Source organism: Pseudomonas monteilii NBRC 103158 = DSM 14164, assembly GCF_000730605.1.
Taxonomy (GTDB): domain Bacteria; phylum Pseudomonadota; class Gammaproteobacteria; order Pseudomonadales; family Pseudomonadaceae; genus Aquipseudomonas; species Aquipseudomonas monteilii.
The window spans coordinates 110,461-124,093 of the sequence record NZ_BBIS01000008.1; the positions used below are offsets into that span (position 1 = coordinate 110,461).

The following is a 13,633-nucleotide window of genomic DNA, read 5'->3' on the forward strand; positions in this document are numbered from 1 at the left end:
GCGCCGGCAGGTCAGGCCGACGGAAAAAGGCGCGGCAGTATAGCGCGCATCCGTGCCGGGCACACCTGCGGCCGGTCTGGACCATGGTCGGCAGTGGTTGGGCATCCTTTTTGCTGCCATTGCGCGCTTGGCTTACAGTGGACTGTGATTTGTGGAGAACGACCAACCATGCCCGAACTTTGCGTGGGCGAGCGCCGCTGGGCGGTGCCAACCGGCAGCAACCTGCTCGATGCCTTGAACGATGCCGGGCTCAACGTGCCTTACAGCTGCCGCGCCGGCAGTTGCCATGCCTGCCTGGTGCATTGCCTGGCCGGGCAACCGCTGGACGCCTTGCCCGAGGCCCTGGCGCTGGACAAGCATGCCCTGGGCTGGCGCCTGGCCTGCCAGTGTCGGGTGGTCGAGGACCTGCAGGTGGCGCTGTTCGACCCGCAGCGCGATGGCGTGCCGGCCCATGTCTGTGCGTTGGACTGGTTCGGTGATGTATTGCGCGTGCGGCTGCGGCCTGAGCGGGCGGTGCGTTACCAGGCGGGGCAGCATGTGGTGTTGTGGAATGGTTCGGTGGCGCGGCCGTATTCGCTGGCCAGTCTGCCGGGGGAAGAGGACTTTCTGGAGTTCCACATCGATTGCCAGCGCCCTGGCGCTTTCTGCGACAAGGCCCGTGGCTTGCGGCTGGGTGATGTGCTGCGCCTGGGTGAGTTCAGAGGCGGTGCGTTGCATTACGATCCGGACTGGCAGGATCGGCCTCTATGGCTGCTGGCTGCGGGCACCGGGCTTGCGCCGTTGTGGGGCATCCTGCGCGAGGCGGTGCGGCAGGGGCATCGCGGCGAGATTCGGGTGCTGCATGTGGCGGGTGACAGCGCCGGGCATTATCTGGCTGGGCCGTTGCAGGAAATGGCAGGTGTGACTGTCGGGTTGGTATTGGCGGAGCAGATGGAGGAGGCGCTGGCGGGGTTACGGCCGACGTCACGGCAGACGGTGGTACTGGTGTGTGGGGCACCGGGGAGTGTCGAGCGGTTTGCGCGGCGCCTGTTCATTGCCGGGGTGCCGCGGGGGCAGGTGTTTGCCGATGTATTTGTCGAGCATGCCTGAGGCATGTGTTGATTGTACCGGCCTCATCGCGACCTTCGGTCGCTCCTACAGAGAATTGCGATCCCCTGTAGGAGCGACCGAAGGTCGCGATGAGGCCGTCAAGCGGACCCCGAGGGCTATCAGCCGACCAGCGGGTCACCAACGTGCAGGATCTTCATCCCGTTGGTGCCACCGATGGTGTGGTAGCTGTCACCCTTGGTCAGGATCACCCAGTCACCTTGCTCTACCAAGCCACGCTTGAGCAGTTCGTCGACTGCGGCCTGGCTTACCTTGTCGGCCGGCAGCGAAGCCGGGTCGAAGGCGATCGGGTACACGCCACGGAACATGTTGGCGCGTGCCTGGGTGGCGCGGTGCGGCGACAGGGCGAAGATCGGCACGTGCGAACGCAGGCGCGACATGATCAGCGGGGTGTAGCCGCTTTCGGTCAGGGCGATGATCGCCTTCACGCCCGGGAAGTGGTTGGCGGTGTACATGGCCGCCAGGGCGATGCTTTCGTCGCAACGCTCGAAGGTGGTGTGCAGGCGGTGGCTGGACTTCTGGCTCGTCGGGTGCTTTTCAGCGCCCAGGCAGATGCGGGCCATGGCCTGAACGGCTTCGATCGGGTACGAACCGGCAGCACTTTCAGCCGACAGCATCACCGCGTCGGTATTGTCCAGCACGGCGTTGGCCACGTCGGACACTTCGGCACGGGTCGGCATCGGGTTCTGGATCATCGACTCCATCATCTGGGTCGCCACGATCACCGCTTTGTTGTTGCGGCGGGCGTGCTGGATGATCTTCTTCTGGATCGCGATCAGCTCGGCATCGCCGATTTCCACGCCCAGGTCGCCACGGGCAACCATCACCGCGTCGGAGGCGGCGATCAGCTTGTCGAGGGTCTCGTCGTCGGCAACCGCTTCGGCGCGTTCGATCTTGGCTACCAGCCAGGCGCTGCCACCGGCTTCGTCACGCAGCTTGCGCGCGTATTCCATGTCGCTGGCGTCACGCGGGAAGGACACGGCCAGGTAGTCCAGGTCCATTTCCGCAGCCAGCTTGATGTCGGCCTTGTCTTTTTCGGTCAGGGCCGGAGCAGTCAGGCCGCCACCTTTGCGGTTGATGCCTTTGTGGTCCGACAGTGGGCCACCGATGATCACCACGCAGTGCAGGGCATCTGCAGTGGCGGTTTCGACGCGCATGACCACGCGGCCATCGTCCAGCAGCAGTTCGTCACCGACGCCGCAGTCTTTGACCAGGTCGGGGTAGTCGATACCGACGATGTCCTGGTTGCCTTCGGTCAGCGGGTGGGCGGTAGAGAAGGTGAACTTGTCACCGATCTTCAATTCGATGCGCTTGTTGGCGAACTTGGCGATGCGGATCTTCGGACCCTGCAGGTCGCCCAGCAATGCTACATGGCGGCCGTTCTTGGCGGCGATGTCACGGATCAGGCGCGCGCGGGCCTTGTGCTCGTCCGGAGTGCCGTGGGAGAAGTTCAGACGTGCCACGTCCAGGCCGGCGAGGATCAGCTGTTCGATCACTTCCGGCGAGTTGCTGGCGGGGCCAAGGGTGGCGACGATTTTGGTACGGCGGATGCTCATGCACAGACTCCTATAGTGAAGCGCAGCGAAAGGCTACTCCTGAATCTCGCTGTAGTCATTGTTCCGTTGCACTACCTGCGACCAAGGCAGGGTGGCATTTGAACGGGCAGGGTATGCTTGCAAAACGCTGTGAAGATTTGTTGGCGTTGGCCGATAAACAGGCATCAAAGGAGATCCCCATGCGAGCCCTGATCGTTTTAGCCCTGGCCGCCAGCGTCGTCGGCTGTACCCGCTGGTCCATGGACCACCACCTGAACAATGCCTACCGTGCCTACGACCGTGGCGATTGCGCCCGGGTCATGCTGGAACTGTCGCAGGTCGACCGCACCAGCCGTGCGCGGCCATTCATCCACCCTGAGGTGTCGCTGCTACGCGGCCAATGCCTGGAGCGCCAGGCGCTTTATGTGGATGCCGCGCAGACCTATCAGTACCTGATCCAGCAGTATCCAGGCAACGAGTATGCCTATCGCGCCCAGGCCCGCCTGCAGACGCTGGAGAAACTGGGCCATTTGCGCGACGGTGAAACGGCGGTGGCCAAGCCGGTGACTACCGTACCTTGGCGCTAACACCAAGGTGTGGTTTATTTCACGAGATTTGCAGCGCGTGCTGCGCTAATCTGTAACTCAGCTGTTACAACAACCGCCAGTTCCTTGTATTCCTGGCATCAGGTACGGAATACACTTGCGATCATGTTCAACAAGCGCCACATCGAACGCCATCAGCTGCCTTGTGTCCTCAAGGTGTTCAACCGGTTTACCAACCAGGAAATCGGCCAGCTAGGCAATGCCTCCGAAGATGGCTTGATGGTCATCAGCCAGCTGCCCGTGCTGGTCGGGCCGGATTACGAGCTGCAACTGCGCATGCCGTTGGGCGGCGGGGGGCATCAGTTCGTCAACCTCACCGCCAGTTGCCTGTGGTGCCGCGAAGACCAGACGCCCGGGCACTATGATTCGGGCTTCATGCTGCTGCAGGCACCGCGCGAATACGACGAGTTCGTGCATTCGTTGCGTGATTACTTCAGTTTCCACCCCGCCAACGCTTCTGTCTGAGGCTGCGCTAGAATCGGGTCGACCTCGATACAGGACGAACCCGTGACCTCCAGCATTTTCTGGCACGACTACGAAACCACCGGCATCAACCCGCGCTGCGACCGCCCACTGCAGGTGGCCGGTGTGCGCACTGACTTTGACCTCAACGAGATTGACGAGCCGATCAGCCTTTATTGCCGGCCCTCTGACGATATCCTGCCGCATCCGGCCGCTTGCCTGGTGACCGGCATCACGCCACAGCTGCTGGCCGAGCAGGGGTTGTGCGAAGCCGAGTTCATGACCCGGGTGCATGCACAGCTGGCTCAACCGGGCACCTGTGGTGCCGGCTACAACACCCTGCGCTTTGACGATGAAGTGACCCGCTACAGTCTATACCGCAACTTTTTCGACCCTTATGCCCGTGAGTGGCAGGGCGGCAACAGCCGCTGGGACCTGATCGATATCGTGCGTACCGCCTATGCCTTGCGCCCGGACGGTATTGAATGGCCGCAGCAGGACGGCCGTACCAGCCTGCGCCTGGAGCTGCTGAGCAAGGCCAATGGCATTGATCACGGGCATGCCCACGAAGCGCTTTCCGACGTACGGGCAACCATTGCCCTGGCCCGCCTGATTCGGCAAAAGCAGCCAAAATTGTATGACTGGCTGTTCCAGTTACGCAGTAAGCATAAAGTGATGGAGCACATCCGTTTGTTACAGCCGCTGGTGCATATATCCGGGCGCTTTTCGGCGGCGCGTAGTTACCTGGGTGTCGTATTGCCACTGGCCTGGCACCCGCGTAATCGCAATGCACTGATTGTGTGCGACCTGCATCAGGAAACCCTACCGTTACTACGGGAAAGTGCTGAAGTTTTGCGCCAGCGTTTGTACACCCGGCATGATGAATTGGCCGAGGGGGAATTACCGGTACCGCTCAAATTGGTGCAGATCAATCGCTGCCCGGTACTGGCGCCGTTGTCGGTATTGCGCCCGGTCGATCAACAGCGATTGGGCCTGGACTTGACGTTGTTACAATTGCGCGGTGAAGAGTTGGCCAATCAACAGGCGCAATGGCAAGACAAGCTGGAGCACATCTATGGCAAGGATGAGTTTGCCCCGAGTGAGGACCCGGAACAGCAATTGTACGAGGGTTTTATTGACGACCGTGACCGGCGCTTATGCGAGCAAGTTCGTGCGCTGGAACCGGCGCAGTTGAGCCATGGGCACTGGATGTTCGATGACCCGCGCTTACCCGAACTGCTGTTCCGTTACCGGGCGCGTAACTTCCCCGACACCTTGAACAGCGAAGAACGCCAGCGCTGGCATGGCTTCTGCCAGCAGCGCCTGAGCGACCCGCGATGGGGGGCACCGAACACGCTGGGTGACTTTGAGCAGGCACGCCAGCAAGCCTGGGAGGGCGCGGACGAAGCGGGCCGGCGTGTGCTGGAGGCTTGGCAAGTGCATGCCCGGCAATTGCAGGCACAATTTGCAGTTGGCTGATCACCAGACAAACAAAAACGCCGGCGATGTGCCGGCGTTTTTGTTGCGATAAGCAAAAGGCGTAGATGGACAATCAGTCCAGCAGGGTCGCCCAGCTTTCAACCACATCGCCACCCCAAGTGGCTTTCCACTCTTTCAGGGTTTTGTGGTTGCCGCCTTTGGTTTCGATCACTTCACCGTTGTGCGGGTTTTTGTATTGCTTGACCTTGCGTGCACGCTTGGTGGCAACAGCCTTGACCGCACCACGAGGTGCCTTGCTCAGTTTCGACTCTGGGTCGAGCAGGGCAATCACGTCGCGCAGCGACTTGGAGTACTCGCCCATCAGTGCACGCAGTTTGCCTTCGAACTCCAGTTCTTTCTTCAGCTTGTCATCCTGCGACAGGTTGGCCAGGCGGGCCTGAAGTTCCTTGATGGCTTCTTCGGTGGCGCGGTACTCGTTGATCAGGGACATGGAGTGTTCCTTAATGCGTGTTCAGAAATGTGTGGGGCAATAATAGACAGGCGATAGTCGCAAGTAAACATGCTATTGGACAATTAACTGTTAATTAAGCTGTGACAACATTTCTCCACGTGAACAAAAATTTACATAAAGGCCCGCTATTTCGTCATGTCTGTCAGTCAAAGCGCGCTGCTGCGTTTGCAGGCCAGCATTGACCCACGCGGCTGCGATCAATACTGCGTTTTTTCTGTCGGGCCGCTAGAATAGGCGCCTTTGCGAAGTTCTGGAGTCTCATTCATGCGCACCTATCGTCTGGTGATCGCCTGCCCCGACCGCGTAGGCATCGTGGCGAAAGTCAGTAATTTCCTGGCCTTGTACAATGGCTGGATCAACGAGGCCAGCCACCACTCTGATGAGCACAGCGGCTGGTTCTTCATGCGCCATGAAATCCGCGCCGAATCGCTGCCGTTCGGTATCGAAGCCTTCCGCGAGGCGTTTGCGCCAATTGCCGAAGAGTTCTCCATGACCTGGCGCATTACCGACTCGGCGCAGAAAAAGCGCGTGGTGCTGATGGCCAGCCGCGAGTCGCACTGCCTGGCCGACCTGCTGCATCGCTGGCATACAGACGAACTGGACTGCGAGATCCCCTGCGTGATCTCCAACCACAACGACCTGCGCAGCATGGTCGAGTGGCACGGTATTCCGTTCTTCCATGTACCGGTCGACCCCAAGGACAAGGCCCCGGCCTTTGCCGAAGTGTCGCGCCTGGTCAATGAGCATGCCGCTGACGTGGTAGTGCTGGCCCGCTATATGCAAATCCTGCCGCCGCAACTGTGCCAGGACTATGCCGAGAAGGTGATCAACATTCACCACAGCTTCCTGCCGTCGTTCGTCGGTGCCAAGCCTTACCATCAGGCCGCTCTGCGTGGCGTGAAGCTGATCGGTGCGACCTGCCACTACGTTACCGAAGAGCTGGACGCCGGCCCGATCATCGAGCAGGACGTGGTACGCGTCAGCCATGCCGACAGCATCGAAGACATGGTCCGCTTTGGCCGCGATGTCGAAAAGATGGTGCTGGCCCGAGGCCTGCGTTATCACCTGGAAGACCGGGTGCTGGTGCATGGCAACAAGACCGTGGTGTTTGACTGACACTGGCTGGTTGGCTCTGAGACTCTGGGGCGCAAAGCGCCCCCGGGAATCCTGAAAGGAATACCCATGGCCAAGCAACGTAACACCCCCACTGCTTCACCCCCGCCCACCCTCGGCGAAGGCTGCCTGGCCCGCTACGACCCCGAAGCCCTGGATGACACTGACGGCACCGACTTCCCTGGCGCCGCCGAACTCTGGCAGCAGCTCAACCCGCCTGACGTCGCCAGCGCTCCAGCAACGGACGCGCAAGCAGGCACACGAACACCGGCCCACCCGCCAGCAGATAAAAGTAGTAAGTAACCGCCCGCCAAATCAGGATCGCCGCCGCTGCGGTCGAACTGCCCACCAAGGGCGTCAGCAGGCTGGCTGAAGTCAACTCGGCGGCCCCCGCCCCTCCAGGCAACAGGCTGAACTGGCCAGCACTGAGCGATAGCATCTGCACCAGAAAGCTGGGGATCCACGCCAAGTCCACACCCAGCCCTCTCAATACCAGGTACAGCACGCTGTAGCGCAGGCCCCAGTGTACGCAGGTCAGGGTGAATACCAGGCTCAGGGTGCGTTTGGGCAGGCGCCAGGTCTGTGCCAGTGCATCGATGAAGTGCAGCAGTTTGCGTGCCCAGCGGCGCTGGCGCGGCTGAGCTACGCCCAAGTGCTGCAGCAGCCTGCCGTTCATGCGCATTACCGTACGCCGGTAGCGCAACAGCCCGATCACTCCGGCCAGTGCTGCGCATAGCAGCAGTGCGCTGCCCAGCAGCATGCTTTCCTGGCTGCGGCCCAGGCTGTGGAACAAGGCGTAGCCGGCTATCGCGAGCATTGCGCAGAAGAAGAACGCCAGATCGTTCAGCTGGTCCATGGCGAACACGGCGCCGCTGCGCGCCGGGCCGATGCGGTGACGCGCCAGCAGCGCCATCAGGGTCAATGGCCCGCCACTGCCACCTGGGGTCGTGCAGATGGCAAACTCCGTGGCCATGACCACGCCGAGGCTGCGTGCATGGCTTAACTGTTTTGCCTGCTCACCCAGCAACAAGCGCAAGCGCAGCGTGTTGATGACCCAGCACGACAGAATCATGCCAAGCAATATGAGCAGCAGTTGCGGGTCGAACCGGCTTAGTCTGGGAAGCAGTTGGCTACCTCCCAACAGCGCTGGCACCAGTGCTGCGCCCAACAATGCCAGCATCAGCAAGGCCCAGCGGTTCATGCTGCCACCTGGCGCTCCAGCCAGGCCGATTTGGTCAGCGGTTCGCGGCCATCCTTCAGCAGTTGTTCCAGTGTTCGCAGCCAATAGTCGCGGGACGAGCGATGGCGCATGTCTACCGGGTGCAGCCCCAGGCGTAATGTGGTCGCGCCTTTCCAGCGACGGCATTGCCAGTCGCACAGCACGCGGGACAACGTGCGACGCCATGCACTGCGGGCGCTCCAGACAAGGCCAGGCGCATCGATAGGGATGAAGTCAGGCAAACGGTACAGGTGCTGTGGTGTGCTGGTGTACTTCAGCGGCAGGCGACGCAAGGCTTGCCGAGTGCCTTGGCTCATGAGCCAGGCCGGTGCGACAAACCCTGCCACAGGCCAACCTTGGCCCTCGAACAATGCCAGGCCATCCTGAAGGCGGGTAAGTGCTTCGGCTTCATCAAGGCTGTAGAACTCGCCTTCATGGGTATAGATGCGCCGCATGAAGTAGTCGATGGGGCTGCGCGGTGGCGGCCCTTCGTCCGCATGGGCGTAGCCGTGCAGCGCCAGTTCGTCCCCGTTGGCCAAGCGTTTGTCCAGCAGACGGCAGAACGAGGGCGCCAGTTGCAGCGGATTGCGCCGATGGAAGTCCGGGACCACCAGCCATGTCATGGGTACGTTGCCCAGCGCGTCGACGGCCTCTACGAATGGCTGGTAGTCCGGCCAGGTTTCCGGGGCTACATCATGCAGTACCAGCATGAGGTAGCGGTGGCTGGAGGAAGGCTCAGGCATGGGCACGCACCTGTGGCTGATAACCGAGCACGGCCTGGTAGTGCTGGAGCAGCCCCGCGACCACGTTATCCCACGAGTAATGCTGTTCTACATGCAGACGGGCCTGCGCACCCAGCGTGCCTACGCCAGCCTCGAACGCTTCGCGCACAGCGGTTGCCATGGCGCGGCCATCGTTGGCGCGGCACAGGAGGCCGCACTGATCATTGATGATTTCACCAAAGGCACCCGCGCGCACGGCCACCACCGGCGTAGCGCTGGCCATGGCTTCGAGAATGACCAGGCCGAACGTTTCCTGGTCGCCAGCGTGCACCAGCAGGTCGGCGCTGGCCATCAGCCGGGCCACCTCTGCAGCCGGGCAGAAGTGGTCGATGACGCTGACGTTGTGTGGCACGTTGGCGGGCATGTTCGAACCTACCAACACCAGGTGGTAGGGGGCGCCGAGCTGCTGTATGCAGTCGAGCAGCACCGGCAGGTTCTTTTCCCGCGAGCCGCGGCCGGCGTAAATCAACAGGCGGCTGGTGTCGGCAATGCCCAGCTGCGCACGCAAGTGCGGGTCGCGCTGGTCGGGGTTGAACGTGGCCAGGTCCACGCCCAGGCGTTGCACATGCACGTTGCGTATGCCCAGGCGGCGCAGTTTGTCGGCCATGATCTGGCTGGGCGCCAGCACCCGGTCGAAATTGCCGTACAGCTTGCTCACGTAGGCCTCGACATTGGGCGTGAACCAGTTGCCCATGCGGTTGCTGACCAGCAACGGCAGGTCGGAATGGTAGAAGCCGATCACTGGCACATCCAGTTGGCGCCTTGCCTCCAGTGCCGCCCAGGCGGTCAGGTAGGGGTCGCCGACTTCGATCAGGTCGGGTTTGAGCGTGCGCAGCGTCTTGCACCAAGGGGCGAGGCGTACCGGAAAGCGGTAGCCCTTGCCAAACGGCAGGGGTGGGGCGGGTACCTGAAAGATGCCATCGGCATGCCGGGCGCTTGGTCCGGGAATCAACAGGCTATGGCGTACGCCTTGGATGGCGTCGAGGCGGCGGTGTTTGGCATCAAGATAAGTACGTACGCCACCGCTGGCCGGGGCGTAGAACATGGTGATGTCGGCGATGTGCACGATCAGCATCCCTCCGGGATCGTCTTCGGGTCTGTCATCCGGCGGTAACGGGCCGGCGATGACGCGCCTAAAGGTTGACCTTTCAGAAGGATAGTTTGTTCGATCGGGGTTGGGGGGAGCGGCGTGGGCTTCTTCGCGGGTAAACCCGCTCCCCTAGGGACAGCGCAGGCCTTGATGCTTGCGCTGCCTCCTGTGGGAGCGGGTAAACCCGCGAAGCATGCGGCGCGGTACGTGCTTAGATGCGGAAGCTGCCCACCAGGTGTTTAAGACGGCCGGCCTGCTGCTCCAGGTCAGAGCACGCGCGCAGGGTGGCCTGCAGGTTCTCCACGCCTTCTTGATTGAGCATGTTGATCTCGTTGATGTCCATGTTGATGGCCTCGACCACGGCGGTCTGCTCTTCGGTAGCAGTGGCTACGGACTGGTTCATGCCATCGATCTCGCCAATGCGCACAGTCACGCTGTCCAGCCGTTCACCGGCCTGGTTGGCGATCTGCACGCTGTCCTGGCTGTGGCGCTGGCTCTGGTCCATGGTCTCGACCGACTCACGGGCGCCGACCTGCAGCTCTTCGATCATGGTTTGCACTTGTTGCGCCGATTCCTGGGTGCGGTGCGCCAGGTTGCGCACTTCATCGGCGACCACGGCAAAGCCACGCCCGGCTTCACCGGCGCGGGCCGCCTCGATAGCGGCGTTCAGCGCCAGCAGGTTGGTCTGCTGGGAAATGCTGGTGATCACTTCGAGGATCTGGCCGATATTCACGGTCTTGCTGTTCAGCGTTTCGATGTGCTCGCTGGACGTGACGATCAGGTTGGACAGGCGGTTCATCGCGGCTATGTTGCGCTCGACCACTTGTTGGCCTTCCTCGGCCAGCAGGCGCGCGGAGCTTGCATGCTGTGAAGCCTGGGCAGCGTTGCTGGCTATTTCCTGGGCGGCGGCACCCAGTTCGTTGATGGCGGCTGCCACGCTGTTGGTACGGTTGGACTGCTCGTCAGAGTTGGTCATCGACGAATTCGAAGCACTGATCACGCGCAGTGCCACTTCGTTGACCTGCTCGGTGGCCGAGGACACTTCGCGGATGCTGCTGTGAATGCGCTCTACGAACCGGTTGAAGGCGTTACCGAGGATGCCGAACTCGTCGTGGTTGTGAATGCGCAAGCGCTTGGTCAGGTCGCCTTCACCTTCGGCAATGTCTTCCATGGCGCGCGTCATGGTGTGCAGCGGCTGCATCAACACGCGGATCAGCAGGCCCAGTAGGCCGATGATGATCACCACCGCTACCAACGTGGCGATCACCGCCGAGGTACGGAAGGTGCTGAGCATCGAGAACGCTTTGTCCTTGTCCACCGACAGGCCGATGTACCAGTTGGCCGACGGCAGGCCGGTGATCGGGGTGAAGGTCAGCAGGCGGGCCTGGCCATCGCTCTGCACTTCGGTCAGTTCACCGGTCAGTTTCGGCGTGTGCTGCGGGAACAGGTCCGACAGTGACTTCATCACCAGGTCTTTGTCCGGGTGTACCAGGATCTTGCCCTGATCGTTGACCAGGAAGGCGTAGCCCATGCCGCCGAAGTTCAGCGAGTTGATGATCTGCACCAGGCCGTCCAGGGCCAAGTCGCCACCCACCACGCCGACACTGCTGGACACCTTGCTGAGGATGCCAATGACCATCTTGTTGGTGGTCATGTCGATGTACGGCTCGGTCAGGGTCGCGCCCGCCGCATTCATGCCTTCCTTGTACCAGGGGCGGGTGCGCGGGTCGTAGCCATCGGGCATCTTGGCGTCCGGCCGTACGCTGAAGCCGCCGTCGGTTTTGCCCAGGTAAACGGTAAGGAAGCTGGAAATCAGGGCATTCTGGCCCATCAGTGTTTCGGCGTTGGTCGGGGCCTGGGCAATGTTCTGCGCCAGGTTCTCTACCAGTTTGATACGGCCTTCGAACAGGTTACGAATGTTGGTCGACGTGGAGGCGCCCATTTCAGCCAGATAGTTTTCCAGGTCCTCGCGGATCGCATTACGCTGGAGGTAATCGTTGTAGAGGGTGAAAAGGCTGAAGGCGAGCATCACAATCAGTGATGCGGCCAAAAGGATCTTGTGGCTGAAACGAAGGCTTTTGTTCATGGCGTAATCGGTTCCGCTAAGGTGTTATATCAGGCGTTCGCTCCGGGGGAGCGCAAGGCAGTGCAACATCCCGAAATATCCCTTTTCGGTTGTTCCTCTCTATTAAGGCGAATATCACCCAAAGGTATCGGCCGAATTAAGGTAAAGCTTGAGCAGAGGATTAATGAGATGTCGGAATCTTCGACCATCGTTGTAGGCGCTGGCCCGGATGGCCAGCCAGTAGGGCAAGCGATGCGGCTGGCTAACCGTCACGGTCTGGTGGCAGGTGCGACGGGCACGGGCAAGACCGTCACCCTGCAGCACCTGGCGGAAGTGTTCAGCGACGCAGGGGTGGCCGTGTTCGCGGCCGACGTCAAAGGTGACCTCTGTGGCCTGGGGGCTGCCGGTGCGCCACAGGGCAAGGTGGCCGAGGGCATACGCCTCGGGCCTATCCCGTGAGCTTGTGGGATATAGCGGGGCAGTCCGGCCACCCCTTGCGCACCACGCTCAGCGAGATGGGGCCGCTGCTGCTGGGCAACCTGCTGGAGCTGACCGACAGCCAGCAAGCCGCGCTGTACGCTGCCTTCAAGGTTGCCGACCGCGAGGGCCTGTTGCTGCTGGACCTGAAAGACCTCAAGGCGCTGCTCGCGCACCTGAAGGACAACCCGCAATTGTTGGGTGAAGACAGCGCGCTGATGACCACTGCCTCTACCCAGGCGTTGTTGCGGCGGCTGGCGACTCTGGAGCAGCAGGGCGCCGAGGCACTGTTCGGTGAGCCGGCATTACAGCTTGAAGACCTGCTACGGCCGGACCCGGATGGCCGTGGGCGCATCCACCTGCTCGATGCCAGCCGGTTGGTGCATGAAGCGCCCAAGGTTTACGCCACCTTCCTGCTGTGGCTGTTGGCGGAGTTGTTCGAGCAGTTGCCCGAACGCGGGGATGCCGACAAACCGGTGCTGGCATTGTTCTTCGATGAAGCGCACTTGCTGTTCAACGGCACGCCCAAGGCGTTGCAGGACCGGCTGGAGCAGGTGGTGCGGCTCATTCGATCCAAGGGTGTGGGGGTGTACTTCGTTACCCAGTCGCCCGGCGACCTGCCGGATGCGGTGTTGGCCCAGCTGGGCTTGCGTATTCAGCATGGCTTACGGGCCTTTACCGCCAAGGAGCAGAAGTCGTTGCGAGCGGTGGCCGATGGCTTTCGCCCCAACCCGGCGTTCGACACCCTGGCAGTGTTGACCGAGCTGGGAATTGGCGAGGCGCTGGTGGGTACGCTGGAAGAGAAGGGCACGCCGGCCATGGTGCAGCGGGTGCTGGTTGCGCCGCCGCAGTCGCGCATCGGACCATTGTCTGCGGCTGAACGCAGCGCACTGATTGCCGCTTCGCCCCTGGCGGGGCGTTATGACAAACCGGTTGACCGCGAGTCGGCTTATGAAATGCTGACCCAGCGCAAGGGCGAGGCTGTGGAACCGGCGCCGCAGCCGAAGGCGGATGAGGAAAGCTTTGCCGACAAGGCGGGGGACTTCTTGCAAGGTGCGGCGGGGCAGGCGATCAAATCGGCGGTGCGCCAGGCGGCCAATCAGCTGGGGCGGCAACTGGTGCGCGGGTTGATGGGGTCGTTGCTGGGGGCAAGAAGAGGTGATCTGCCTGTGCCGGCCTCTTCGCGCCGAACCGCCGTGAACAGGCCGGCACAGGAATAACGCTCAT

General features: G+C 61.9%; 11 protein-coding genes and 2 pseudogenes. 6 read left to right on the forward strand and 7 right to left on the reverse strand.

The features are described from left to right. Window positions 1-168 precede the first annotated feature (168 nt). The gene (locus PM2_RS03030) at window positions 169-1,089 is read left to right on the forward strand and encodes an iron-sulfur-binding ferredoxin reductase (protein WP_028698592.1); all 921 of its coding nucleotides are present in this window, start codon (window positions 169-171) and stop codon (window positions 1,087-1,089) included. A gap of 119 nt (window positions 1,090-1,208) precedes the next feature. Here PM2_RS03030 and pyk read toward each other — a convergent pair whose 3' ends face one another. Next, the gene (gene pyk, locus PM2_RS03035) at window positions 1,209-2,663 is read right to left on the reverse strand and encodes a pyruvate kinase (protein WP_016713620.1); all 1,455 of its coding nucleotides are present in this window, start codon (window positions 2,661-2,663) and stop codon (window positions 1,209-1,211) included. Between the two features lie 179 nt (window positions 2,664-2,842). On the opposite strand from pyk, the gene PM2_RS03040 reads away from it, so the two are divergent. From PM2_RS03040 to sbcB, 3 genes are all read left to right on the forward strand, one after another. Further along, entirely contained in the window at window positions 2,843-3,229 is a 387-nt protein-coding gene (locus PM2_RS03040) for a tol-pal system YbgF family protein (protein WP_028698591.1), read from the forward strand. Between the two features lie 123 nt (window positions 3,230-3,352). Further along, window positions 3,353-3,712: a PilZ domain-containing protein gene (locus PM2_RS03045; RefSeq protein WP_016713622.1), complete on the forward strand. Its 360-nt coding sequence runs from the start codon at window positions 3,353-3,355 to the stop codon at window positions 3,710-3,712. A gap of 42 nt (window positions 3,713-3,754) precedes the next feature. Next, on the forward strand, window positions 3,755-5,188 hold the full coding sequence (sbcB, locus tag PM2_RS03050) for an exodeoxyribonuclease I (protein WP_016713623.1): 1,434 nt from the start codon (window positions 3,755-3,757) through the stop codon (window positions 5,186-5,188). Window positions 5,189-5,261: 73 nt separating this feature from the next. Here the strand turns inward: sbcB and mvaT are convergent, their stop codons facing one another. Continuing rightward, complete coding sequence (gene mvaT, locus PM2_RS03055; protein WP_016713624.1) at window positions 5,262-5,639, reverse strand: histone-like nucleoid-structuring protein MvaT; 378 nt, start codon at window positions 5,637-5,639, stop codon at window positions 5,262-5,264. Between the two features lie 285 nt (window positions 5,640-5,924). Between mvaT and purU the strand changes: the two genes are divergently transcribed. Then, window positions 5,925-6,776 (forward strand): formyltetrahydrofolate deformylase, encoded by an 852-nt coding sequence (purU, locus tag PM2_RS03060; protein ID WP_016713625.1) that lies wholly within the window; start codon window positions 5,925-5,927, stop codon window positions 6,774-6,776. A 205-nt stretch (window positions 6,777-6,981) separates the two neighbouring features. Here purU and gpgF read toward each other — a convergent pair whose 3' ends face one another. The 5 genes and pseudogenes from gpgF to PM2_RS31980 form a co-directional block, all read right to left on the reverse strand. Continuing rightward, window positions 6,982-7,974, reverse strand: a complete 993-nt coding sequence (gene gpgF, locus PM2_RS03065; protein WP_016713626.1) for a glucosaminyl phosphatidylglycerol flippase — start codon at window positions 7,972-7,974, stop codon at window positions 6,982-6,984. Continuing rightward, window positions 7,971-8,735: an N-acetylglucosaminyl phosphatidylglycerol deacetylase gene (gpgD, locus tag PM2_RS03070; RefSeq protein WP_016713627.1), complete on the reverse strand. Its 765-nt coding sequence runs from the start codon at window positions 8,733-8,735 to the stop codon at window positions 7,971-7,973. The genes gpgF and gpgD overlap by 4 nt, the downstream gene beginning before the upstream one ends. Further along, the gene (gpgS, locus tag PM2_RS03075) at window positions 8,728-9,849 is read right to left on the reverse strand and encodes an N-acetylglucosaminyl phosphatidylglycerol synthase (protein WP_016713628.1); all 1,122 of its coding nucleotides are present in this window, start codon (window positions 9,847-9,849) and stop codon (window positions 8,728-8,730) included. The genes gpgD and gpgS overlap by 8 nt, the downstream gene beginning before the upstream one ends. 226 nt (window positions 9,850-10,075) lie before the next feature. Beyond that, window positions 10,076-10,840 (reverse strand): methyl-accepting chemotaxis protein, encoded by a 765-nt coding sequence (locus tag PM2_RS31975; RefSeq protein ID WP_372237802.1) that lies wholly within the window; start codon window positions 10,838-10,840, stop codon window positions 10,076-10,078. Between the two features lie 93 nt (window positions 10,841-10,933). Next, a pseudogene (locus PM2_RS31980) lies at window positions 10,934-11,950 on the reverse strand (cache domain-containing protein); the annotation flags it as partial. A 168-nt stretch (window positions 11,951-12,118) separates the two neighbouring features. Between PM2_RS31980 and PM2_RS03085 the strand changes: the two are divergent. Further along, window positions 12,119-13,626: pseudogene (locus PM2_RS03085) on the forward strand (helicase HerA-like domain-containing protein). Window positions 13,627-13,633: the final 7 nt, after the last annotated feature.